At 68.7% G+C, this 20,286-nt stretch carries 20 protein-coding genes; 12 read left to right on the forward strand and 8 right to left on the reverse strand.

The features are described 5' to 3' along the window. Positions 1-427: 427 nt before the first annotated feature. Together gatA and gatC are read right to left on the reverse strand one after the other, a co-directional pair. Complete coding sequence (gene gatA / locus LZK98_RS13240; RefSeq protein WP_233782844.1) at positions 428-1,912, reverse strand: Asp-tRNA(Asn)/Glu-tRNA(Gln) amidotransferase subunit GatA; 1,485 nt, start codon at positions 1,910-1,912, stop codon at positions 428-430. Continuing rightward, on the reverse strand, positions 1,912-2,199 hold the full coding sequence (gene gatC, locus LZK98_RS13245; protein WP_233782845.1) for an Asp-tRNA(Asn)/Glu-tRNA(Gln) amidotransferase subunit GatC: 288 nt from the start codon (positions 2,197-2,199) through the stop codon (positions 1,912-1,914). Before gatC ends, gatA begins: the two co-directional genes overlap by 1 nt. Positions 2,200-2,353: 154 nt before the next feature. Between gatC and LZK98_RS13250 the strand changes: the two genes are divergently transcribed. Further along, positions 2,354-3,460 (forward strand): DUF3089 domain-containing protein, encoded by a 1,107-nt coding sequence (locus LZK98_RS13250; protein ID WP_233782846.1) that lies wholly within the window; start codon positions 2,354-2,356, stop codon positions 3,458-3,460. Between the two features lie 111 nt (positions 3,461-3,571). After that, positions 3,572-4,033 carry a Holliday junction resolvase RuvX gene (gene ruvX / locus LZK98_RS13255; RefSeq protein ID WP_233786584.1) on the forward strand — a complete coding sequence of 154 codons (462 nt, stop codon included), beginning with the start codon at positions 3,572-3,574 and terminating at the stop codon, positions 4,031-4,033. 140 nt (positions 4,034-4,173) lie between these two features. Here the strand turns inward: ruvX and LZK98_RS13260 are convergent, their stop codons facing one another. Further along, on the reverse strand, positions 4,174-4,503 hold the full coding sequence (locus tag LZK98_RS13260; RefSeq protein WP_233782847.1) for a PilZ domain-containing protein: 330 nt from the start codon (positions 4,501-4,503) through the stop codon (positions 4,174-4,176). Positions 4,504-4,679: 176 nt separating this feature from the next. On the opposite strand from LZK98_RS13260, the gene LZK98_RS13265 reads away from it, so the two are divergent. Together LZK98_RS13265 and LZK98_RS13270 are read left to right on the forward strand one after the other, a co-directional pair. Next, on the forward strand, positions 4,680-5,669 hold the full coding sequence (locus LZK98_RS13265) for an aspartate carbamoyltransferase catalytic subunit (protein WP_233782848.1): 990 nt from the start codon (positions 4,680-4,682) through the stop codon (positions 5,667-5,669). Beyond that, entirely contained in the window at positions 5,666-6,874 is a 1,209-nt protein-coding gene (locus LZK98_RS13270) for a dihydroorotase (RefSeq protein ID WP_233782849.1), read from the forward strand. Before LZK98_RS13265 ends, LZK98_RS13270 begins: the two co-directional genes overlap by 4 nt. A 119-nt stretch (positions 6,875-6,993) precedes the next feature. Here the strand turns inward: LZK98_RS13270 and LZK98_RS13275 are convergent, their stop codons facing one another. From LZK98_RS13275 to LZK98_RS13285, 3 genes are read right to left on the reverse strand one after another with little or no spacing between them, the layout of a single operon-like run. Further along, on the reverse strand, positions 6,994-8,340 hold the full coding sequence (locus LZK98_RS13275) for an SPOR domain-containing protein (RefSeq protein WP_233782850.1): 1,347 nt from the start codon (positions 8,338-8,340) through the stop codon (positions 6,994-6,996). A gap of 9 nt (positions 8,341-8,349) precedes the next feature. Then, the gene (locus LZK98_RS13280; RefSeq protein ID WP_233782851.1) at positions 8,350-8,910 is read right to left on the reverse strand and encodes a hypothetical protein; all 561 of its coding nucleotides are present in this window, start codon (positions 8,908-8,910) and stop codon (positions 8,350-8,352) included. Between the two features lies 1 nt (position 8,911). Continuing rightward, on the reverse strand, positions 8,912-9,625 hold the full coding sequence (locus LZK98_RS13285; protein WP_233782852.1) for a ParA family protein: 714 nt from the start codon (positions 9,623-9,625) through the stop codon (positions 8,912-8,914). A 167-nt stretch (positions 9,626-9,792) separates the two neighbouring features. Between LZK98_RS13285 and LZK98_RS13290 the strand changes: the two genes are divergently transcribed. Further along, positions 9,793-10,773, forward strand: a complete 981-nt coding sequence (locus LZK98_RS13290) for an SPOR domain-containing protein (RefSeq protein ID WP_233782853.1) — start codon at positions 9,793-9,795, stop codon at positions 10,771-10,773. Positions 10,774-10,789: 16 nt separating this feature from the next. Here LZK98_RS13290 and LZK98_RS13295 read toward each other — a convergent pair whose 3' ends face one another. Both LZK98_RS13295 and serB read right to left on the reverse strand, forming a co-directional pair. Beyond that, positions 10,790-11,170, reverse strand: a complete 381-nt coding sequence (locus LZK98_RS13295; RefSeq protein ID WP_233782854.1) for a Dabb family protein — start codon at positions 11,168-11,170, stop codon at positions 10,790-10,792. 81 nt (positions 11,171-11,251) lie between these two features. Beyond that, entirely contained in the window at positions 11,252-12,133 is an 882-nt protein-coding gene (gene serB, locus LZK98_RS13300; RefSeq protein WP_233782855.1) for a phosphoserine phosphatase SerB, read from the reverse strand. On the opposite strand from serB, the gene miaA reads away from it, so the two are divergent. The 7 genes from miaA (at position 12,126) to leuA (ending at position 20,237) form a co-directional block, all read left to right on the forward strand. Beyond that, positions 12,126-13,055, forward strand: coding sequence for a tRNA (adenosine(37)-N6)-dimethylallyltransferase MiaA (miaA, locus tag LZK98_RS13305; protein ID WP_233782856.1), 930 nt, complete (start codon positions 12,126-12,128; stop codon positions 13,053-13,055). The genes serB and miaA overlap by 8 nt on opposite strands. 79 nt (positions 13,056-13,134) lie before the next feature. After that, a complete protein-coding gene (locus LZK98_RS13310) occupies positions 13,135-14,880 on the forward strand; it encodes an acetolactate synthase 3 large subunit (RefSeq protein WP_233782857.1) in 1,746 nt (581 codons plus the stop codon). Positions 14,881-15,040: 160 nt separating this feature from the next. Beyond that, the gene (gene ilvN, locus LZK98_RS13315; protein ID WP_233782858.1) at positions 15,041-15,556 is read left to right on the forward strand and encodes an acetolactate synthase small subunit; all 516 of its coding nucleotides are present in this window, start codon (positions 15,041-15,043) and stop codon (positions 15,554-15,556) included. A gap of 361 nt (positions 15,557-15,917) precedes the next feature. Beyond that, on the forward strand, positions 15,918-16,937 hold the full coding sequence (gene ilvC / locus LZK98_RS13320; protein ID WP_233782859.1) for a ketol-acid reductoisomerase: 1,020 nt from the start codon (positions 15,918-15,920) through the stop codon (positions 16,935-16,937). Positions 16,938-17,140: 203 nt separating this feature from the next. Then, the gene (locus tag LZK98_RS13325) at positions 17,141-17,779 is read left to right on the forward strand and encodes a YceI family protein (RefSeq protein WP_233782860.1); all 639 of its coding nucleotides are present in this window, start codon (positions 17,141-17,143) and stop codon (positions 17,777-17,779) included. Positions 17,780-17,785: 6 nt separating this feature from the next. Next, on the forward strand, positions 17,786-18,391 hold the full coding sequence (locus LZK98_RS13330; protein ID WP_233782861.1) for a TMEM175 family protein: 606 nt from the start codon (positions 17,786-17,788) through the stop codon (positions 18,389-18,391). Positions 18,392-18,575: 184 nt separating this feature from the next. Continuing rightward, the gene (gene leuA / locus LZK98_RS13335; RefSeq protein ID WP_233782862.1) at positions 18,576-20,237 is read left to right on the forward strand and encodes a 2-isopropylmalate synthase; all 1,662 of its coding nucleotides are present in this window, start codon (positions 18,576-18,578) and stop codon (positions 20,235-20,237) included. Positions 20,238-20,286: the final 49 nt, after the last annotated feature.

Genomic DNA, 20,286 nt, shown 5'->3' on the forward strand with positions numbered 1-20,286 from the left:
TCGACTGGGCGGAGCGGGTCGGTTGGTGCGTGATACGAGGTACCTGTTGAAAGGGCATCAGATCGTAGATCTGTCTTGCAAGGTAACGCATCCGGATCACGCCGGCCTTGTTCTTCGCCAAGGCAAATTCGATCGTCCTGCCCGCGATCTTGTGTAGCATCCGTCGAGCAGTCGAATACGTCGCTCGATCCATCGGCTCCCCGTTTCCCGCGTCAACTGGGCACGCTGTACGGCGATTATAGTCTATAAATGCCTGGTTTGCATCCATTGCTTCAGGAAAAGCAGCGATAACTACCTGCCTACTCCAATAGAGGTAGTACCAAGGAATTATATTTTTCTCGCTGCGCGAGAGAGGAGCGCAGATTCCCGTCACGCTGCCGGACGAACGGCTCCTGACGATCCGGCCGAGCGCATCGGCCGGATCATCCTACCACCAGGCATCCGGCCGGGCCGTGAAGCCCGCACGCTGCTCGATCGCCAGGCCGGCGTCGAGGACGCCCTGCTCGTCGAGCGGCTTGCCGATGATCTGGAGGCCGAGCGGCAAGCCGCCCGCGTCGAGGCCGCCCGGCACGCTCATCGCCGGCAGGCCGGCGAGGCTCGACGGCACGGTGAAGACGTCGTTCAGGTACATCGCGATCGGATCGGCGCTCTTCTCGCCCAGGGCGAAGGCGGCCGAGGGCGCGGTCGGGGTCAGCAGCAGATCGCAGATCTCCCACACCTGCTCGAAATCGCGCGCGATCAGGGTGCGGACCTTCTGCGCCTGGGTGTAATAGGCATCGTAGAAGCCGGCCGAGAGCACATAGGTGCCGATCATGATGCGGCGCTTGACCTCGTCGCCGAAGCCGGCCGCGCGCGTCGCCGCATACATGTCCTGCAGGCCGGCGCCGTCGGGCAGCTCGCGCTGGCCGTAGCGCACGCCGTCGTAGCGGGCGAGGTTCGACGACGCCTCCGCCGGCGCGATGATGTAATAGGCCGGAAGGGCGTATCGGGTATGCGGCAGCGACACCTCGACGACCTCGGCGCCGGCGTCCTTCAGCCAGTCAATGCCCTGCTGCCACAGCGCCTCGATTTCGGCGGGCATGCCGTCGACCCGATACTCCCTGGGAATACCGATCCGCTTGCCCTTGAGATCGCTTGATAATCCCGCTTCCCACTGCGGCACCGGCAGGTCGAGCGAGGTCGCGTCCTTGGGATCGAATCCCGCCATCGCCTCCAGCAGGATCGCGCAGTCGCGCACGTCGCGCGCCATCGGCCCCGCCTGATCGAGCGAGGAGGCAAAGGCGATCACGCCCCAGCGCGAGCAGCGGCCGTAGGTCGGCTTGATGCCCGAGATGCCGGTGAAGGCGGCCGGCTGGCGGATCGAGCCGCCGGTGTCGGTTCCGGTCGCGCCCGGGCACAGCCGCGCCGCGATCGCCGCCGAGCTTCCGCCCGAGGACCCGCCCGGCGCGAGCGGAGCGTTGCCGCCGTCGTTGCGACGCCATGGCGAGATGACGTTGCCGAAATGGCTCGTCTCGTTGGACGAGCCCATCGCGAACTGGTCCATGTTGAGCTTGCCGAGCATCCCGGCGCCCGCGCGCCAGAGATTGCCCGACACGGTCGATTCGTAGGTCGGCGTGAAGCCTTCGAGGATGTGGCTGGCCGCGGTCGCTGGCACGCCCGCGGTGCAGAACAGGTCCTTCATGCCGATCGGCACGCCGGCAAGGGGCTTGAGCTCCTCCCCTGCCGCACGCGCGTCGTCGGTGGCCTTGGCGGCGGCGAGCGCGTGATCGGGAGTCTCGACCAGAAAGGCGTTGAGCGCCTTGGCCGCGCCGACGCGGGTAATGAAGGCATCGGCCACCTCGCGTGCGGAGAAATCGCCCGCGCGGACGCCGTCGCGGATCGCTGCGACGCCGAGATCGGTGAGCTCGGCCATTATTCGATCACCTTCGGCACGGTGAAGAAGCCATGCTCGGCCTGGGGCGCGTTCGCCAGCACCTGTTCGCGCACGCCGCCGTCGGTGACGACGTCGTCGCGCAGGCGCAGGTGGTTGGGGATCACGGCGGTCATCGGCTGCACGGACGAGGTGTCGACCTCGCCCAGCTGCTCGATCCAGCCGAGAATGTTGGCAAGCTCGGGAGCGAGGCGTTCGGCCTCCTCCTCGGTGATCGCGATGCGCGCCAGGCTCGCGACCTTCTTCACGGTGGCAATGTCGATGGACATGGGGAGCGCGGCTAGCACCCGGCCCCGCCGCAGCGCAACCTCGGATGCGCACTGACAGAAGCATGGGGCGATTGCGCAATGAGCAACCATGGGGCACGGCGGTTGCGATTGCAGCCGCTACGAATATGCTGCACTGCACAATGGAGTCGCCGGGGTGGCCAGGAAATTCCTCTATGTCATCGCAGGACTGATCGTGCTCGCCATCGCCGCCACCTTTGCCTACCGCCTGTTCGGCGTGCAGCTGCTCAGGCAGGCGATGGTGCCGGGCACGTCGTTCCAGGCGCAGCCGGCGATGGCGCGCGGCATCTATGCCCGGCGCGACATGTGGATCGCGCGGCCCGACCTGCCGGGCAATCCCGCGCTGTGGACGCCGGCCGGCATGGCGCCTGCCAAAAATCTGCCGGCGGCGGTGTTTTTCATCCATCCGACGTCTTATCTCGACCGGGCGCGCTGGAACGCGCCGCTCGACAACAGGGAAGCGAACGATCGCGCCGCGCTGTTCCTGCGGGGGCAGGCGAGCGCATTCAACGGCGTCGGCGGCATCTGGGCGCCGCGTTATCGCCAGGCGACGTTCGGGGCGTTCCTGACCAACCAGGCGGATGCGCAGAAAGCGCTCGACCTCGCCTATCGCGACGTGACGCTCGCGTTCGACCGGTTCCTGGAGGAAGCGGGCGACCGGCCGATCATCCTGGCCGGCCACAGCCAGGGGGCGCTGCACCTGACGCGGCTGCTGCACGACCGCATCGCCGGGACGCCGCTCGCGAAGCGGATCGTCGCGGCCTATGTCGTCGGCTGGCCGGTGTCGCGCACCGCCGACTTGCCGGCACTCGGCCTGCCGGAGTGCGCCGCGGCCGACCAGGCCGGCTGCATCCTGTCCTGGCAGAGCTTTGCCGAGCCGGCCGATCCGTCGCTGATCGTCGACACTTTCGACGGGACCAAGGGGTTCACGGGCGCGCCGCGCAAGGGAACGCCGATGATCTGCACCAACCCACTGACCGGCACGCCCGGCGCGACGGCGCCGGCGAGCGCCAACCTCGGTACGCTGTTCCCCAATGCCGATCTCAGCGGCGCGACGCTGCAGCCGGGCCGGGTGCCGGCGCGGTGCGACGGGCGCGGGTTCCTGCTGATCGGAAGCGGGCCGGAGGTCGGGCCCTATGTGCTGCCGGGGAATAACTATCATGTGTTCGACTACAGCTTGTTCTGGGCGAACGTGCGCGCGGATGCGGCGCGGCGGCTGAAGGCGTTCCAGGCGCGGAAGTAACTTATCCGTCATGCCGGACTTGTTCCGGCATCCACTGTGCAGCAAGTTCCGCAGCCGAAGGATTGGCGGCACCGTGGATGCCGGAACAAGTCCGGCATGACGGGTAGGGATATGATCACCACCGATCCAACACAGTTCCATGCGACGCTACCGGACGGCGGTCGCCTGCTCGGGCTCGATGTCGGGACGAAGACGATCGGCACGGCGCTGTGCGACGCGGGCTGGAGCTTCGCCTCCCCTGCCCCGTTGGTCCGGCGCACCAAGTTCACCGCGGACAAGGCGGCGCTCGCGGCGATGCTGGGGCCGCAGGCGGTGAAGGGGGTGGTGATCGGGCTTCCGCTCAATCTCGACGGCAGCGATTCCCCACGCACCCAATCGACGCGCGCCTTTGCCCGGAACGTCGAGGATTGGGGGCTACCCATCCTGTTGTGGGACGAGCGCTGGTCGACCGTGGCGGTCGAGCGGACGATGATCGAACAGGATCTCTCCCGCGCCAAGCGGGCCGAGCGCGTCGACAGCCTCGCCGCCGCGCACATCCTGCAGGCGGCGATCGATGCTTTGGTGAACGTCTAGAAGGTGATCCTGCCGGATTGAAGCAAGCCGTTCCCCGGCGAAGGCCGGGGTCCAGTATCGGTGAAGGGGAGGTGGTATCCCGCCACCCGAGTTGTCTTGCAACTGGGCCCCGGCCTTCGCCGGGGAACAGAGTCAGATACCTAGACGAGCTTGAGGACGATCGCGCGGAGCAGCGAACGGTCGATCGGGGTATCGAAGCGGCAGCCCATCATCGCACCGTCGCGCCACACCACGCGCGCGGCGACGGGATCGCTGCCGTCGAGGCTGAGCTGGACCGAGGCGCCGGGCTTGCGCGGACGGTCGCCCTCGATGCGGCAGCCGTAGATCGAGAGATCGCGCAGGATCGCCTCGCGCGGCTCGCCCATCACGCGATGGATGCTGACGCAGGAGATCGGCGTCGGCACGCGCCGCGCCGCGCGCCGTTCGACCGGCGCCGCCTCATCCGCCATATGCACCGCTTTGGAAGCCATGCCGCCTCCCTCCCTGCCGGGACTGTGCCGCGCCGATGGTAAACGATTGGTTAATCCGCGAGGCGCGAATCGAAATCCGCTGCCCGCGCCGATTCGTACCGTCACAACAACGAGCCGGCAAGGGAGCCGTCGCCAGGCTTGCCCGGCGCCGGCCCACGCGCTAGCGGTCGGCTTTAATGCCAGCATCCGATCACCGACCCGCCGCGCTCCTCAGGGGACGCGAGGCGTTCCCGCACAGGCATCTGGTCGGCATCGCCGGCCTCCAGCCGCACGAGATCATGTTCCTGCTCGACGAGGCCGAGCAGTGGATCGACGCCAACCGCACCCGCGCCAAGGGCGACGGGCGGCTGGCGGGGCTGACGCAGATCAACGCCTTCTTCGAGAACTCGACGCGCACGCTGCTGTCGTTCGAGATCGCGGGCAAAAGGCTGGGCGCCGACGTCGTCAACATGCACGCCGCCCAGTCCAGCGTGAAGAAGGGCGAGACGCTGATCGACACCGCGGTGACGCTCAACGCGATGCGCGCCGACGTGATCGTGATCCGCCACATGAGCTCGGGCGCGGTGCAGCTCATCGCGGACAAGGTCGATTGTCCGGTGCTCAACGCGGGCGACGGGCGGCACGAGCACCCCACGCAGGCGCTGCTCGACGCGCTGACGATCCGGCGGCGGCGCGGGCGCGTGGAGGGGCAGCGGGTGGTGATCTGCGGCGACCTGCTCCACAGCCGCGTCGCGCGGTCGAACATCCTGGCGCTGACCGCGCTGGCGGCGGAGGTGCGGGTGTGCGCGCCCTCGACGCTGATGCCGCCGGCGATCGAGGCATTCGGCGTCACGCCCTTCACCGATTTCGACGCCGCGCTGGAGGGGGCCGACGTGGTGATGATGCTGCGCGTCCAGAACGAGCGGATGTCGGGCGGCTTCATCCCCTCGACCCGCGAGTTCCATGCACGCTACGGCCTCACGCCCGAGCGGCTGGCGCGGGCCAAGGACGACGCGCTCGTGATGCATCCGGGGCCGATGAACCGGGGGGTCGAGATCACTTCGAGCGTGGCCGATCACCCGAGCCGCTCGGCGATCACCGAGCAGGTCGAGATGGGGGTGGCGGTGCGCATGGCCTGCCTCGACGTGCTGACCCGAGCCGAGCGCGGCGTGGAGGGCTGGGCATGAGCCGGATCGCCTTCACCAACGCCCGCATCGTCTGCCCGGCGAACGGCATCCGCCACGGCACGCTGCTGATCGAGGGCGAGACGATCGCCGCCGGCGAGGATGTGCCCGCCGATGCCACAGTGATCGACTGCGCGGGCAAGACGCTCGCGCCCGGCATCGTCGATCTCGGCGCCTTCGCGGTCGACAAGGCGGCGTGCCGCGACGGCGGCGTGGTCCGCGTCGCGCTGATGCCCGACCAGTCGCCGGTGCTCGACGATCCCGGCATCGTCCGCCGCGCCGCGACGATGGGCAAGCCGGAGCTGTGGGTCCATCCGCTCGGTGCCGCAACCAGGGGGCTGGCCGGCACCGACCTTGCCGAGATGGCGATCAACGCCTCGGCCGGCGCGCGCGCGGTGGCGACGGGACGGCGCTGGATCGCCGATTCGGGACTGATGCGCAAAGTGCTCGCCTATGCCCGCGACTGCGGCCTGGCGGTGGTGAGCCACGCCGAGGATACCGGCCTCACTGGCGAGGCGGTCGCCACCGACGGGCTGACCGCGACCCTGCTCGGCCTTCCCTCCGCGCCCGCGATCGCCGAGGCGCTGGCGATCGCGCGCGACCTGATGCTGGCGGAGGAGACCGGCGCGCGAATCCATTTCCGGCAGGTCACCACGGCAGCGGGCTTCGACCTGGTCCGCGCGGCCAAGCGGCGCGGCGTCGCCGTCACCTGCGGGATCACACCGGCGCACCTGCTGCTGTCGGACATCGCCGTCAGCGATTTCCGTACCTATGCGCACCTGTCGCCGCCGCTGCGGAGCGAGGCGGATCGCCGGGCCTGCCTGGCCGCGCTCAGGGACGGCACGATCGACGTGCTCGCCTCCGGCGACGATCCGCGCGGACCCGAGGAGAAGCGGTTGCCCTTCGCCGATTCGGCGCCGGGGGCGGCAGGCACGCGCACGTTGCTCGCGCTGGCGCTCGGCCTCGCGCGTGATGCGGAGATGCCGCCGGACCGGCTGTTCGCGCTGCTCGCCGCCAATCCGGCCAGGGTGCTGGGGCTGGAGACGGGTACGCTGGAGCCCGGCCGCCCCGCCGACCTGATCCTGTTCGACCCGGACACGCCGTGGCAGATCGACGCCGAGGCGCTCGGCAACACGCCGTTCGACGGCCTGCCGGTGCAGGGCCGCGTGCTCCGGATGTTCAAGGGCGGGAAGGAGATCCTGGGCTAGAGACACAACCTAGCCCCTCCCCTTCAGGGAGTGGTTGGGGTGGGGCCTGGCTCCCAAGCGATATCGCCTGCCGCACTGCCCCACCCCTAACCCCTCCCCTGAAGGGGAGGGGCTTGAAGTCAGCGCGCGGCCAGCTGGACGCCGCCGCCGGTGCGGGGCCTGGACCAGCTCGCAATCGTCTCGCCCACCGCGCCGCGCACGAAGCAGCGGCCGCCGATACGCCTGACGTTGCCGCAGAGCCGCGTCGCATCGGCGCGGGTGAAACCGCCGACAGACAGGCGGTAGAAGCTGGCGCCGTTCACCGTCGCCTGCATCCCCTGCGGCTGCAGCGACGAGAGCGCGGCGACGCGGCGGCTCAGGCCTCCCCACTTCTCCTGGGCAATAGCGGCATTCTCATAGGCGCCGAGCTGGACGAAGTAGCTGCCCGTGGCGGGCGCGAAAGCCTTGGGCGGCTGGGCCTTGACGATGGCAGCCGGCTTCCGCGTGGCGATGGGCCGCGCCTGGGCGGCCCGCGCGACCGGGATCGGCTGGACGATCTCCTGGCGCGGCGCGAACGAAACTCCGACCGCGGGAGCGGCTTCGGCGACCGTTTCGACCCGCGCCGGCGCCGGAGCGGGCATGGCACCCTCGCTCACCGACGGGGCTGCCGGAGCTTCCGCAACAGCCTTGGGTGATTCACCGGTGCCGGGCATGAAGGCGTCGACCGGATCGACCACCTGCGCGACGGCGGCCACGGCGCGCGTCGTCACGCTGAGGGCGAGCTGCTGCGGCTGGCCGGCGTCCTTGACCGGCGTCACGCCGAGCAGCGCGGCGACCTGGTCGGATGCGGAGCTCGGGCGCGCGAAGGCGGCCCATTGCACGATGCGCTTGTCGACCTCTGCCGGCGACACGTCGAGCGCGGCGACGGTCTTGGCATCGCTCCAGCGGCCGGCGAGCGCGAGGCTCAGCGCGAGATTCTGGCGGATCTTCGCATCCGCCTCGGGCGCGCGTGCCGCCGGGATCAGGAGCTCGACCGCGCCGACCGGATCGCCGGCCAACGCCATCGCAAGGCCGCGGTCGGCCGCGGAAATGCTGTCGCGGTGCGCATCGAGCGTCTCGCGCGCGCCGCCCCAGTCGCCGGTGCCGATCTGCGCGAGCGCGAGGTGCAGCGCCGCGGCGCCGTCGGCGGGATTGAGCGTCAGCGCGTCCTTGAGCGCCTCGCCGGCCGAGACGAAGCGGCCGGCCATCAGATAGGCCTGCCCCAGCAGCGTGCGATAGCTCGCCTCGCGCGGCTGCAGAGCCACCGCGGCCTCCGCCGCCGTCACCGCCTGCCCGGCCTTGTGCCTGGCCAGCGCCTTGGCGGCAATGCCAGCCTGCTCGGCGGCGCGGCGCGGGGCGCCGGTGTCGCTCGCGGCGGTGGCGGCGATGCTGCCGGCGAGCGTCACCCCGACGAGCGCGGCAGCGGCGATGGTGGTGCGGAACGTCATGTTATCCCCTCAGGCATTGTCGGGGCGGGAGAGCTGGCCGACCAGCGGCTCGACCTCCGGAAGCGAAGCGATGAAGGCGTCGAGCGCCTCGGTGACCAGCGCCTGCGCGGAGCGGTTGCGGCACGCCGAGGCGAGGCGGAGGCGCAGGTGGCGCTCGGGGTCGAGGCGCAGCGTGAATGCCGCCCTGGGCTTGCCGGCGCGGACCTCGCGCTGGATGCGCGCGGCGGTCGCGATCGAGACGGGGCGGACCTCCTCCTCGACATGGGCGGCAGGGGCGGGAGCCGGTTCGGCGACCGGTTCGTCGAACTCCCGGCGGAGCGCCCGGCGCTCGACCAGCACCGGCGGCACCGGCGCCTCGGCGGGCGGCTCGATCGAGGAGAGCAGCGGCTGCACCGGCGCGGGCGCGACAAACTCCGGCGCGTCGCCCATGTCGTTCCAGCCGAGATCCTCCAGGCTGAGGCCCGTGCCGTGGAAGCCCTGCGGCCGCATCGCCGGCCGTGCCTGTCCCTTGCGTGCGAGCAGCCCCGAGGAGAGCGAGGCCAGCGGCTTGCTGTTTCCGATCGCGGCCATGTCAGCTCACCACCCGGCGGCCGAAGCCACCCTGAGGCCGCGCCGCGGGGAAGCCGACGCCCTGGGTCGGCGCGGCGAAGACGGTGCGGCGGAAATTCTTCTCGAGCCGGTCGGAGACATAGGTCCACAGTGCCTCGACCTCGGCGGCGGAGCGGCCGTTGGGATCGACCTCCATCACCGTGCGGCCGTCGATCATCGACGCGGCGAAATCGGTGCGGTGGTGCAGCGTCACCGGCGCGACGGTGCCGTGCTGCGACAGCGCGACCGCGGCTTCGCTGGTGATGCGCGCCTTAGGCGTGGCGCCGTTGACGACGAAGATCAGCGGCTTGCCGGCGCGGTCGCACAGGTCGACGGTGGCGCCGACCGCGCGCAGGTCGTGCGGGCTCGGCCGGGTCGGGACCACGACCAGCTCGGCGACCGCGATCACGCTCTGGATCGCCATGGTGATCGCCGGCGGCGTATCGATGACGGCAAGGCGGAAGCCCTGCTGGCGCAACACTTCGAGATCGGCGGCGAGCCGTGCGACCGTGGTCTGGGCGAAGGCCGGGAAATCCGTGTCCCGCTCGTTCCACCAGTCGGAGAGCGACCCCTGCGGGTCGATGTCGATCAGCACGACCGGGCCTGCGCCCGCCATCTGCGCCTGCACGGCGAGATGCCCGGAAAGCGTCGTCTTTCCGGACCCGCCCTTCTGCGATGCCATCGCGAGTACGCGCATTGCCACCCCTGAGCCCATCTGTTCCTGGATGCGGGCAGTGCCATGCCTTCCAATAAGAACTGGTTAATGGGCCGGGAGGCGATTTCCGGCGGCCGGGCCCGTGGTTAACGGAAGCTTTGCCAATTGCCGGCCAAAGGGCATATCCCTTGAGCCAGGAGACGCAGGCGATGAGACATGCATGGTTGGGTGCGGCGGTGCTGGCCGCCGGTCTGGCAGTGCCGGCCGCCGCCGACGTGAAGGCGGGCGTCGATGCCTGGGGGCGCGGCGAATACAAGAAGGCGGTCGAGGAATGGCGCGGCCCGGCGCTGGCCGGCGATCCCGATGCGCAGTTCAATCTTGGTCAGGCCTACAAGCTCGGGCGCGGCGTGCCGGTCGATCTGGCGATGGCCGAGGAATGGTACCGCAAGGCCGCGCAGCAGGGCCATCCGCAGGCTGAGGACAATTACGGGCTCGCGCTGTTCCAGAACAACAAGCGCGACCAGGCGCTGCCGTGGCTGGAGAAATCCGCCGGCCGCGGCGAGCCGCGGGCGCAGTATGTGCTCGGCACCATGTATTTCAACGGCGACACGGTGAGGCGCGACTGGGTGAAGGCCTATGCGCTGGTGACACGCGCCTCCGCCGCCGGGCTGCCGCAGGCGTCGAGCGCGCTGGCGCAGATGGACAGTGCCATCAGCCTCGCCGACCGCCAGCGCGGCACCGAGCTGGCGCGGCAATATGAAGCGCAGGCCCAGCGCGCGCAGACGACCAGCGCGCTTGCCGCGAGCGAGGACCGGCCCGTCCGTCCGATCGAGGCCGCGCCGGTGCCGGCGACGCGGGCTCCGGAGCGCGTCGCGGCGAACGACACTCGGCGGCCGAGTCCGCCCCCCGCGCCGCCGGTCAGGCGGGATGCGTCGCGTCCCTCCCCTGCCCCGCGCGTCGACGGCGGCTGGCGGGTACAGCTCGGCAGCTTCCGCGAGACCGGCAATGCGCACGGCCTGTTCGCCACGCTCCAGCGCAAGGGCGCGGTCGGCGGGCTCACGCCCTATTTCGTCAAGGCAGGCGAGCTGACCAAGCTCCAGGTCGGCCCCTTCCCCAGCAGCGCCGCCGCAACCCAGGCCTGCAGCACCATCAAGCGCGCCGGCAGCGAGTGCGTGCCGGTGCGGAGATAGCGGCTGGTCGCGCCGCTCAGGCCTTCAGCGTGTCGTAGACGACCACCTTGCGCCACAGGTGGCTGCACTTGGCGACGAATTGCTGATGGATGGGATGATCCTGATAGATCTTCTGATCGGCGACGCTGTCGAAGAACATCAGCTCCGACACGTCATAGCTGGCATCGACCACGTCGCGCGCCTCGGTCGGCGCGGGTACGCCGATATGGAGGCCGCGGATGGCCTCGATGCCGGCAAGCGTCCGCAGGCCCGCGATCAGCTGATCGCGATCCTCGGCGGAATCGGGATTCTTCAGCCAGAACAGAACATGGTGGACCAGAGTCGCGGAGATGGGCGTTGCCGCCGCCACGCCGGGGCCTGCTGCGACGGCCGCGCCGCCAGCTGCGATCATCGTCATAACACTCCTGCGATCGGTTTCCATTGCGCCCCTCTTCCGCTTGTCGTCCAAGGTTAGGGTGAAGCGCCGCCGGCGACAATCCTAACCCTCTACCCAATCCCGCCGGCCGATCCCCTGTGCCCACAGCAGCGCCGTCAGGTCGCCATGGTCGATCCGGGCCCTCGCCGCGGCGGCGACGATCGGCTTGGCGTGATAGGCGACGCCGAGGCCGGCCCGGCGGATCATCGCGAGATCGTTGGCGCCGTCGCCGACCGCCAGGGTCGCCTCCGGGGCCAGGCCGTGCTCGGCGATCGCACCGAGCAGCGTCGTTTCCTTGGTCGAGGAATCGACGATCGGCTTCTCCACCTTGCCGCTCAGCCTGCCCTCGGCGATGACGAGCCGGTTGGCGATGGCGCGGTCGAAGCCGATCTCCGCCGCCACTGGCTCGGCGAAGCGGGTGAAGCCGCCCGACACCAGCACCGTATGGGCGCCCCGCGCGCGCATCGTGCGGACCAGCGCCCTGGCGCCCGGCATGATCCGCACCCGCTCGGCAAGGCAGCGGTCGATCGCGCTCTCGTCCAGCCCCTCGAGCAGCGCCACCCGCGCATCGAGCGCCGCGGCGAAGTCGAGCTCGCCGCGCATCGCCCGCTCGGTCACCTCGGCGATCCGGGGCTTGATGCCGGCATAGTCGGCGAGCTCGTCGATGCACTCGACGGTGATCATCGTCGAATCCATGTCGGCGACCAGCAGTGCCTTGGCCCTGCCCTCCGCCGGCTGGACGACGATGTCGGTCGCGGCAAAGGCGCCTTCCAGCGCGCCGCGGGCGATTTCGGGATTGTGGGCGAACGGAAGGTCGGCGGCGTCGCCCTGGTCGAGCCATCGCCGTGCCCCCGGCGCGCAGCCGGCAGCGGCGAGCCGATCGGCGGCTTCCGACAAATCTCCCGCCGAAAGCTTTCCGGCTGCTATCAACGTCGCAATGAACACGCCTGACCTCCCGCTGCTGGCGCTCATCGCAGGACCGACCGCGAGCGGCAAGTCGGCGCTCGCGCTGGCGCTGGCCGAGCGGCATCGTGGCACGCTGATCAACGCCGACGCGAGCCAGGTCTATGCCGACCTGCGCGTCCTTTCCGCCCGCCCGAGCGCGGAGGAAGAGGCGCGTGCGCCGCACCGGCTGTTCGGCCATGTCGACGGCGCCGACCTCGGCTATTCCGCCGCGCGCTGGGCGGAGGAGGCGAAGGCGGCGATCGGCGAGACGGTTGCGGAAGGGCGGCTTCCGATCCTCATCGGCGGCACCGGCCTTTATCTGCGCACGCTGCTCGACGGCATCGCGCCGGTGCCCGAGATCGATCCGGAGATCCGCGCCGAGGTCCGCGCGCTGCCGGTCGCGGAGGCCCATGCCGCGCTCGCCGCCGCCGATCCCGCCGCCGCCGCGCGCCTTCGCCCCACCGATACCACCCGCGTCGCCCGCGCGCTCGAGGTAATCCGCTCGACCGGCCGCTCGCTCGCGGCATGGCAGGCGGAGCGTGCCGGCGGGATCGCCGGCGATCATCGCCTCGTCCCGCTCGTCCTGCTGCCCGACCGTACCTGGCTGACGGCACGCTGCGATGCGCGGTTCGAGGCGATGATGGACCAAGGTGCCGTCGAGGAGGTGGAGGCGCTGCTCGCCCGCGACCTTCCCGAAACTGCGCCTGTCCGTCGCGCCATCGGGGTGCGGGAGATCGGCGACTGGCTGGCTGGGCTTTCGACGCGCGAAGAAGCGGTTGCTCGCGCCCAGGCGGCGACGCGGCAATATGCCAAGCGGCAATATACCTGGCTCCGCCATCAGCCGCCGGCCGACTGGGGCCACACAAGCGAGACACAAACATCCACTCTAGTGAGTGAATTTGAAATAAGATTACTACAATAAGCGTTGACACGTAGTTTTCCTGCGATTAGCAGGCCACCTCCCCCCGGTGCTGTTGCACCTGCGAAGAAAGGACCGAACCGTGGCCGAGAAAAGCGGAGCCGATATCCTGGTCGAGGCGCTCGGCGATCTCGGCGTGGAGGTCGTGTTCGGCTATCCGGGCGGGGCGGTGCTTCCGATCTACGACGCGCTGTTCAAGCAGAAGAAGATCCGCCACATCCTGGTGCGCCACGAGCAGGCCGCGACCCACGCCGCCGAAGGCTATGCGCGATCGACCGGCAAGCCGGGCGTGGTGCTGGTCACCTCGGGCCCGGGCGCGACCAACGCGGTCACCGGCATCACCGACGCGTTGATGGATTCGATCCCGATGGTGGTGATCACCGGCCAGGTGCCGACGGCGCTGATCGGCACGGACGCCTTCCAGGAGGCCGACACCGTCGGCATCACGCGGCACTGCACCAAGCATAATTATCTGGTGAAGGACCCGTCGACGCTCGGCGCGACGATCCATGAGGCGTTCCACATCGCCACCTCCGGCCGTCCGGGCCCGGTGGTGGTCGACATCCCCAAGGACGTCCAGGTCGCCACCGCGCGCTACGAAAGGCCGGGCCCGATCCAGCACAAGACCTATCGCCCGCAGGTGAAGCCCGACCTTCCCGCGATCGAGACCGCGGTCGACATGCTCGCCGCCGCCGAGCGCCCGGTGCTCTACACCGGCGGCGGCGTGATCAACGCGGGTCCGGCGGCGTCGCAGATGCTGCGCGAGCTGGCGAAGATCACCGGCGCGCCGGTCACCTCGACGCTGATGGGGCTCGGCGCCCTGCCCGCCTCGTCGCCGCAATGGCTGGGCATGCTCGGCATGCACGGCACCTACGAGGCGAACTGGGCGATGAACCAGGCCGACCTCGTCATCGCGATCGGCGCGCGCTTCGACGACCGCGTGACGGGCCGGCTCGACGCATTCAGCCCGAACAGCCGCAAGGTCCATATCGACATCGACCGTTCCTCGGTGAACAAGACGGTGCGGATCGACCTCCCCATCATCGCCGACGCCGGCCATGCGCTGGAAGCGATGGTCAAGCTGTGGAAGGCGCGTCAGCATCCCAAGCCCGACCTGTCCGAATGGTGGGCGCGGATCGACGGCTGGCGCGCGGCCAGATGCCTCGACTTCGCCGAGAGCGGCGAGACGATCATGCCGCAGCGCGCGATCCGCGCGCTCTACGAGGCGACCAAGGATCGCGCGCCGATCATCTCGACCGAGGTCGGCCAGCACCAGATGTGGGCCGCGCAGCATTTCGGGTTCGAGGCGCCGAACAAGTGGCTGACCTCGGGCGGGCTCGGCACGATGGGCTATGGCCTGCCCGCCGCGATCGGCGCGCAGCTCGGCAACCCGGGCGCGCTGGTGATCGACATCGCCGGCGAGGCGTCCATCCAGATGAATATCCAGGAACTGGCGACTGCGACCCAGTATCGCCTGCCGGTCAAGATCTTCATCCTCAACAACGAATATATGGGCATGGTCCGCCAGTGGCAGGAGCTGACCTATCAGTCGCGCTACTCGGAAAGCTATTCCGACGCGCTGCCCGACTTCGTGAAGCTGGCCGAGGCCTATGGCTGGAAGGGCATCCGCATCGAGAGCCGCGCAGAGCTGGACGACGGCATCGCCGCGATGCTGGCGCACGATGGGCCGGTGATCGTCGACTGCCGCGTGGCCAAGCTCGCCAACTGCTTCCCGATGATCCCGTCGGGCGCCGCCCATACCGAGATGCTCCTCCAGGCCGCCGAGGTGTCCGGCGAAATGGACGACGAAGCCAAGGCGCTGGTGTGATGGCACATATAAATCCTCCCCGGCACGGGGAGGGGGACCATCGCGGAGCGATGGTGGAGGGGGCCCTCCACCTGCTGCACCGCCTGCCGCCCACCCCCTCCACCAAGCCGCTCCGCGCCTTGGTCCCCCTCCCCGTCCCGGGGAGGATCTGAGAAGAGCCATGCACATCAAGGAAGAGCAGCGCGAGCGGCATACGCTCGCCGTGATCGTCGACAACGAGCCGGGCATCCTCGCCCGGATCGCCGGCCTGTTCACCGCCCGCGGCTACAATATCGAGAGCCTGACGGTGTCGGAGATCAGCGAGGACGATCTCATCAGCCGCATCACCATCGTCACCTCCGCCTCGGCGCCGGTGATGGAGCAGATCATCGCCCAGCTCGAGCGGCTGGTGCCGGTGCACAAGGTGACGGACCTGACCGCCCTCGGTCCCCACGTCGAGCGCGAGCTGGCGCTGGTCAAGGTGAAGGGCACGGGCGACCATCGCATCGAGGCGCTGCGCCTCGCCGAGGTCTATCGCGCCCGCGTGGTCGACGCGACCACCGCCAGCTTCGTGTTCGAGGTGACCGGCGCGACCGAGAAGATCGACAAGTTCGTCGAGCTGATGGACGAGCTCGGCCTGGTCGAGGTCGCCCGCACCGGCATCGTCGCCATCGCGCGGGGGGCGGAGGCGGCCTAGCTTTACAGATGATTGATCGGCCCATACGAAACCTCCAATTCTAGGGAGGGGGATATGGGATTTATTGGCTGCTTAGTGTCTGCCGCGATCGGTATTGCCCAGCTATGGGCGGCATATATTGGGATGCAATATTATACAGGAAATTTTTGGCCAATTCTAATGATGGCGGCGTGCATCTTACTTAGATTTTCGCTTCCAATCACCATTTTTGCTTTTCTTGGAGCAATGTACGTTTGGAATTGGCCTTGGTATGGCGCATTACTCTTCGTGGCTCCTGGGCTGATCTTTATGATCCCCAGTATCCTAGCCACCCTGATCGATAGCGCCAGAGGAATAGTTAAACGATAGGAGTTTCAACCGAATGCGTGTCTATTACGATCGCGATGCCGACCTGAACCTGATCACGGCCAAGAAGATCGCCATCCTCGGCTACGGCAGCCAGGGCCATGCCCATGCGCAGAACCTGCGCGATTCGGGGGTGAAGGAGGTCGCGATCGCGCTTCGTCCCGGCTCGGCGAGCGCGAAGAAGGCGGAGGATGCCGGCTTCAAGGTGATGGCGAACGCCGACGCCGCGAAGTGGGCCGACATCCTGATGGTGCTCGCGCCCGACGAGCATCAGGCGGCAATCTATGCCGACGATCTCCACGCCAATCTCCGTCCCGGCGCGGCGATCGCCTTCGCGCACGGCCTCAACGTCCATTTCAGCCTGATCGAGCCGCGCGCCGACATCGACGTGATCATGATCGCGCCCAAGGGCCCCGGCCACACCGTCCGCAGCGAATATGTCCGCGGCGGCGGCGTGCCCTGCCTGATGGCGGTGCATCAGGACGCGTCGGGCAACGCCCATGACCTCGCGCTCGCCTATGCCTCGGGCGTCGGCGGCGGTCGGTCCGGCATCATCGAGACGAATTTCCGCGAGGAGTGCGAGACCGACCTGTTCGGCGAGCAGGTCGTGCTGTGCGGCGGCCTCACCCATCTGATCCAGGCCGGGTTCGAGACGCTGGTCGAGGCGGGCTACGCCCCCGAGATGGCCTATTTCGAGTGCCTCCACGAGGTGAAGCTGATCGTCGACCTGATGTACGAGGGCGGCATCGCCAACATGCGTTACTCGATCTCGAACACCGCCGAGTACGGCGACATCACCACCGGTCCCCGCATCATCACCGAGGAGACCAAGAAGGAGATGAAGCGCGTGCTCGCCGACATCCAGGGCGGGCGGTTCGTGAAGGACTTCGTGCTCGACAACCGCGCGGGCCAGCCCGAGCTCAAGGCCGCGCGCAAGCTGGCCGCGGCGCATCCGATCGAGAAGGTCGGCGCGGAGCTGCGCGCGATGATGCCGTGGATCGGCGCCAACAAGCTGGTCGACAAGGACAAGAACTGACGATCGGCGTCGTCAGGACGCCAGTCGTCATCCCGGCGCAGGCCGGGATCTTGAGCCACGAGCCCGGTGTTTGTGGCATGAGATCCCGGCTTTCGCCGGGATGACGATGAAAAGCGACGCAGATTTCATTCCCCGGCACGAGGCGTTTGACGACGCGTCGTTTCGACGCGAGGATGGCGCATCGACTTTCAGGGGAGTCGCTCATGCGCCGTATCGTGCTCGCTTCCGTCATCGCCACCGTTGCAGTCGCCGCGCCGATCGTCGCCCAGCAGGGGATGCAGGCGCCGGGATCGAAGAACCCCGCCGCGATCACCGGCGGCACCTATCAGGTCGATCCCGGCCATACGCTGGTGCGTTGGCAGGTCGACCACCTCGGCTTCACGCCCTATTTCGGCATCTTCGGCAGTGCCGCCGGCACGCTGACGCTCGATCCCAAGAACCCCGGCGCGGCCAAGGTCGACGTGACCATCCCGGTCGCCAAGGTCACGACCGCGAACGAAGCGCTGACGGCGCATCTGCTCCGGCCCGGCAAGGACGGCGGCAAGCCCGATTTCTTCGGCCCCTCGCCCGCCGATGCGCGCTTCGTCTCCACCAGCGTGATGGTCAACGGCCAGTCGGCGACGATCGCCGGCAACCTCACGCTCAACGGCGTCACCAAGCCGGTGACGCTCGCCGCCGAATTCTACGGCGCAGGCAAGATGCCGGAGCAGATGGGCGGCAAGGAGAACGTCGGCTTCACCGCCACCGGCACGATCAAGCGCAGCGATTTCGGCGTGACGATGGGCATCCCGCTCGTCTCCGACGAGGTCAAGCTCGACATCGCTGCCGCCTTCGCGAAGTAAGACGGCATGGCGGAGGAAGGTGAGGAAGGCCGCCCCGGCGTCGGCCGGGTCGAGGCCTTTTCCGACGGTGTGGTCGCGATCATCGTCACCATCATGGTGCTCGAGCTCCACCCGCCCGTCGCCGAGGGTATGGACCGGCTGTGGACGCTGTGGCCGGTGTTCCTCGCCTATGTGCTGAGCTATGCCTATGTCGCGATCTACTGGGTCAACCACCATCGCCTGTTCGGCCATGCGACGCGGGTCACCAACGGGCTGATCTGGTGGAACATGCTGCTGCTGTTCACGCTCAGCCTGGTGCCGTTCTCGACCAGCTATCTCGGCGAGCATCATTTCAGCCGCGAGGCGACCTGGGTTTATCTGGCGACGATGCTGTTCCCAGCGATCGCCTACACCTTCCTCCAGCGGGTGATCCGCGTCACCGGCCGGCAGGGCGAGGCCGCGGAAACCTATCATCGCCAGACCATCCGCAAGGCGATCGTGGCGACGCTGATCTATATTGCCGGCGCCCTGCTCACCTTCGTCTCGCCCTGGTTCGGCGTCGCCGCCGCCGCGCTGGTCGCGGTGCTGTGGTTCCTGCCGTACGGACCGCTTGACAGGCTCTTCGCGCGATAGACGCTGGACAGCACCCCTCTGCTGTGGCTAACGCTGGGCGCATGACGCAGGCGCTTCGCCTCTCGCTGCTTCTTCGACTTACGCGCCCTTAGGCGCGACCCTCGCCGTGCGCCCGCGGGCGCCGCGACCCGCCTAAGGGCCAGACCGACCCGACCGCCAACCGCGAAGACCCGCGAGACGACCCATGCTGCGCAATCCCGAGACCAAGTACCGCCCCTTCCCCACCATCGACCTGCCCGACCGGCGCTGGCCGTCGGCGGTCATCGCCAAGCCGCCGCGCTGGCTCTCCACCGACATGCGCGACGGCAATCAGGCGCTGATCGATCCTATGGACGCGGAGAAGAAGACCCGATTTTTCGACCTGCTGGTCAAAGTGGGCCTCAAGGAGATCGAGGTCGGCTTCCCCGCCGCCGGCGCGACCGAGTTCGACTTCATCTCGAGCCTGGTCCGCTCGGACCGCATTCCCGAGGACGTGACGGTCCAGGTCCTGACGCAATCGCGCCGCGACCTCATCGAGACCAGCTTCAGGAGCCTGGAGGGCGCGCCCACCGCGATCGTCCACCTCTACAACGCCATCTCGCCGTCGTGGCGCCGCATCGTGTTCGGCATGAGCCGCGAGGAGATCAAGCAGATCGCGGTCGACGGCGTGAAGGTGCTGCGCGACCAGGCCGCGGCCTATCCCGGCACCGACTGGCGCTTCGAATACAGCCCCGAGACCTTCTCCACCGCCGAGCTCGATTTCAGCCTGGAGGTGTGCGAGGCGGTGATGGACGTGCTGCAGCCGACGCCGGAGAAGCCGCTGATCCTCAACCTGCCGGCGACGGTCGAGTGCGCGACGCCCAACGTCTATGCCGACCAGGTCGAATGGTTCGGCCGCCACATCCGCGACCGCGACAGCGTGGTGATCAGCCTCCACACCCACAACGACCGCGGCACCGGCGTCGCCGCGACCGAGCTGGGGCTGATGGCCGGCGCTGACCGCGTCGAGGGCTGCCTGTTCGGCAACGGCGAGCGCACCGGCAACGTCGACCTGGTGACGGTCGCGCTCAACATGTACACGCAGGGGATCGACCCGGGCCTGGATTTCTCGGACATCGACGAGGTCATCAAGACGGTCGAATATTGCAACAACATCCCCGTCCACCCGCGCCACCCCTATGCGGGCGACCTGGTCTTCACCGCCTTCTCGGGATCGCACCAGGACGCGATCAAGAAAGGCTTCGCGGCGCAGGAAGCGCGCAACGACGATCTCTGGGACGTGCCCTATCTGCCGATCGATCCCAAGGACTTGGGCCGCGACTACGAGGCGGTGATCCGCGTCAACTCGCAGTCGGGCAAGGGCGGCGTCGCCTGGGTGCTGGAGCAGGACAAGGGCCTCAAGCTCCCCAAGCGGCTGCAGGCCGATTTCAGCCGCCACGTCCAGGCCTTCGCCGACCAGACCAGCCGCGAGCTCGATGCCGCCGACATCTGGCGGCTGTTCGAGACGACCTACCTGCCTGGCGCAGGCGATCGCATCACCCTCACCGACTATGAGGAGAGCGGCCAGCCCGGCGACCGGCTTTTCATAGGCCGGGTACGCGTCGACGGCGCCGAGCGCTCGATCTCCGGCCGCGGCAACGGCCTGATCTCGGGCGTGGTCGCCGCGCTGGCGGAAGCGACCGGCCAGGCGCTGGAGGTGGTCGACTATAACGAGCACGCGATCGGCCATGGGACGGACGTGCAGGCGGCGACCTATCTCGAATGTCGCACGCCCGACGGCCGCACCGTGTGGGGCGTCGGCATCGACAGCGACGTGGCGACGGCTTCGGTCCGGGCGGCGATCGGGGCGGCGAACGCGGCTGGCTGAGCCTGCATCTAATCGAATCGTTTAGTGACGGTTCCGGCCGTTGCTGAAA

The sequence above is a fragment of the Sphingomonas cannabina genome, from assembly GCF_021391395.1.
Classification (GTDB): domain Bacteria; phylum Pseudomonadota; class Alphaproteobacteria; order Sphingomonadales; family Sphingomonadaceae; genus Sphingomonas; species Sphingomonas cannabina.

Bases quoted from the DNA above. Each gene is read 5' to 3' on its own strand.
- gatA (WP_233782844.1), bottom strand. From the start codon at position 1,912: ATGGCCGAGCTCACCGATCTCGGCGTCGCAGCGATCCGCGACGGCGTC.
- gatC (WP_233782845.1), bottom strand. From the start codon at position 2,199: ATGTCCATCGACATTGCCACCGTGAAGAAGGTCGCGAGCCTGGCGCGC.
- ruvX (WP_233786584.1), top strand. From the start codon at position 3,572: ATGATCACCACCGATCCAACACAGTTCCATGCGACGCTACCGGACGGC.
- LZK98_RS13260 (WP_233782847.1), bottom strand. From the start codon at position 4,503: ATGGCTTCCAAAGCGGTGCATATGGCGGATGAGGCGGCGCCGGTCGAA.
- LZK98_RS13265 (WP_233782848.1), top strand. From the start codon at position 4,680: ATGCCAGCATCCGATCACCGACCCGCCGCGCTCCTCAGGGGACGCGAG.
- LZK98_RS13270 (WP_233782849.1), top strand. From the start codon at position 5,666: ATGAGCCGGATCGCCTTCACCAACGCCCGCATCGTCTGCCCGGCGAAC.
- LZK98_RS13275 (WP_233782850.1), bottom strand. From the start codon at position 8,340: ATGACGTTCCGCACCACCATCGCCGCTGCCGCGCTCGTCGGGGTGACG.
- LZK98_RS13280 (WP_233782851.1), bottom strand. From the start codon at position 8,910: ATGGCCGCGATCGGAAACAGCAAGCCGCTGGCCTCGCTCTCCTCGGGG.
- LZK98_RS13285 (WP_233782852.1), bottom strand. From the start codon at position 9,625: ATGCGCGTACTCGCGATGGCATCGCAGAAGGGCGGGTCCGGAAAGACG.
- LZK98_RS13290 (WP_233782853.1), top strand. From the start codon at position 9,793: ATGAGACATGCATGGTTGGGTGCGGCGGTGCTGGCCGCCGGTCTGGCA.
- LZK98_RS13295 (WP_233782854.1), bottom strand. From the start codon at position 11,170: ATGACGATGATCGCAGCTGGCGGCGCGGCCGTCGCAGCAGGCCCCGGC.
- miaA (WP_233782856.1), top strand. From the start codon at position 12,126: ATGAACACGCCTGACCTCCCGCTGCTGGCGCTCATCGCAGGACCGACC.
- ilvN (WP_233782858.1), top strand. From the start codon at position 15,041: ATGCACATCAAGGAAGAGCAGCGCGAGCGGCATACGCTCGCCGTGATC.
- ilvC (WP_233782859.1), top strand. From the start codon at position 15,918: ATGCGTGTCTATTACGATCGCGATGCCGACCTGAACCTGATCACGGCC.
- LZK98_RS13325 (WP_233782860.1), top strand. From the start codon at position 17,141: ATGCGCCGTATCGTGCTCGCTTCCGTCATCGCCACCGTTGCAGTCGCC.
- LZK98_RS13330 (WP_233782861.1), top strand. From the start codon at position 17,786: ATGGCGGAGGAAGGTGAGGAAGGCCGCCCCGGCGTCGGCCGGGTCGAG.
- leuA (WP_233782862.1), top strand. From the start codon at position 18,576: ATGCTGCGCAATCCCGAGACCAAGTACCGCCCCTTCCCCACCATCGAC.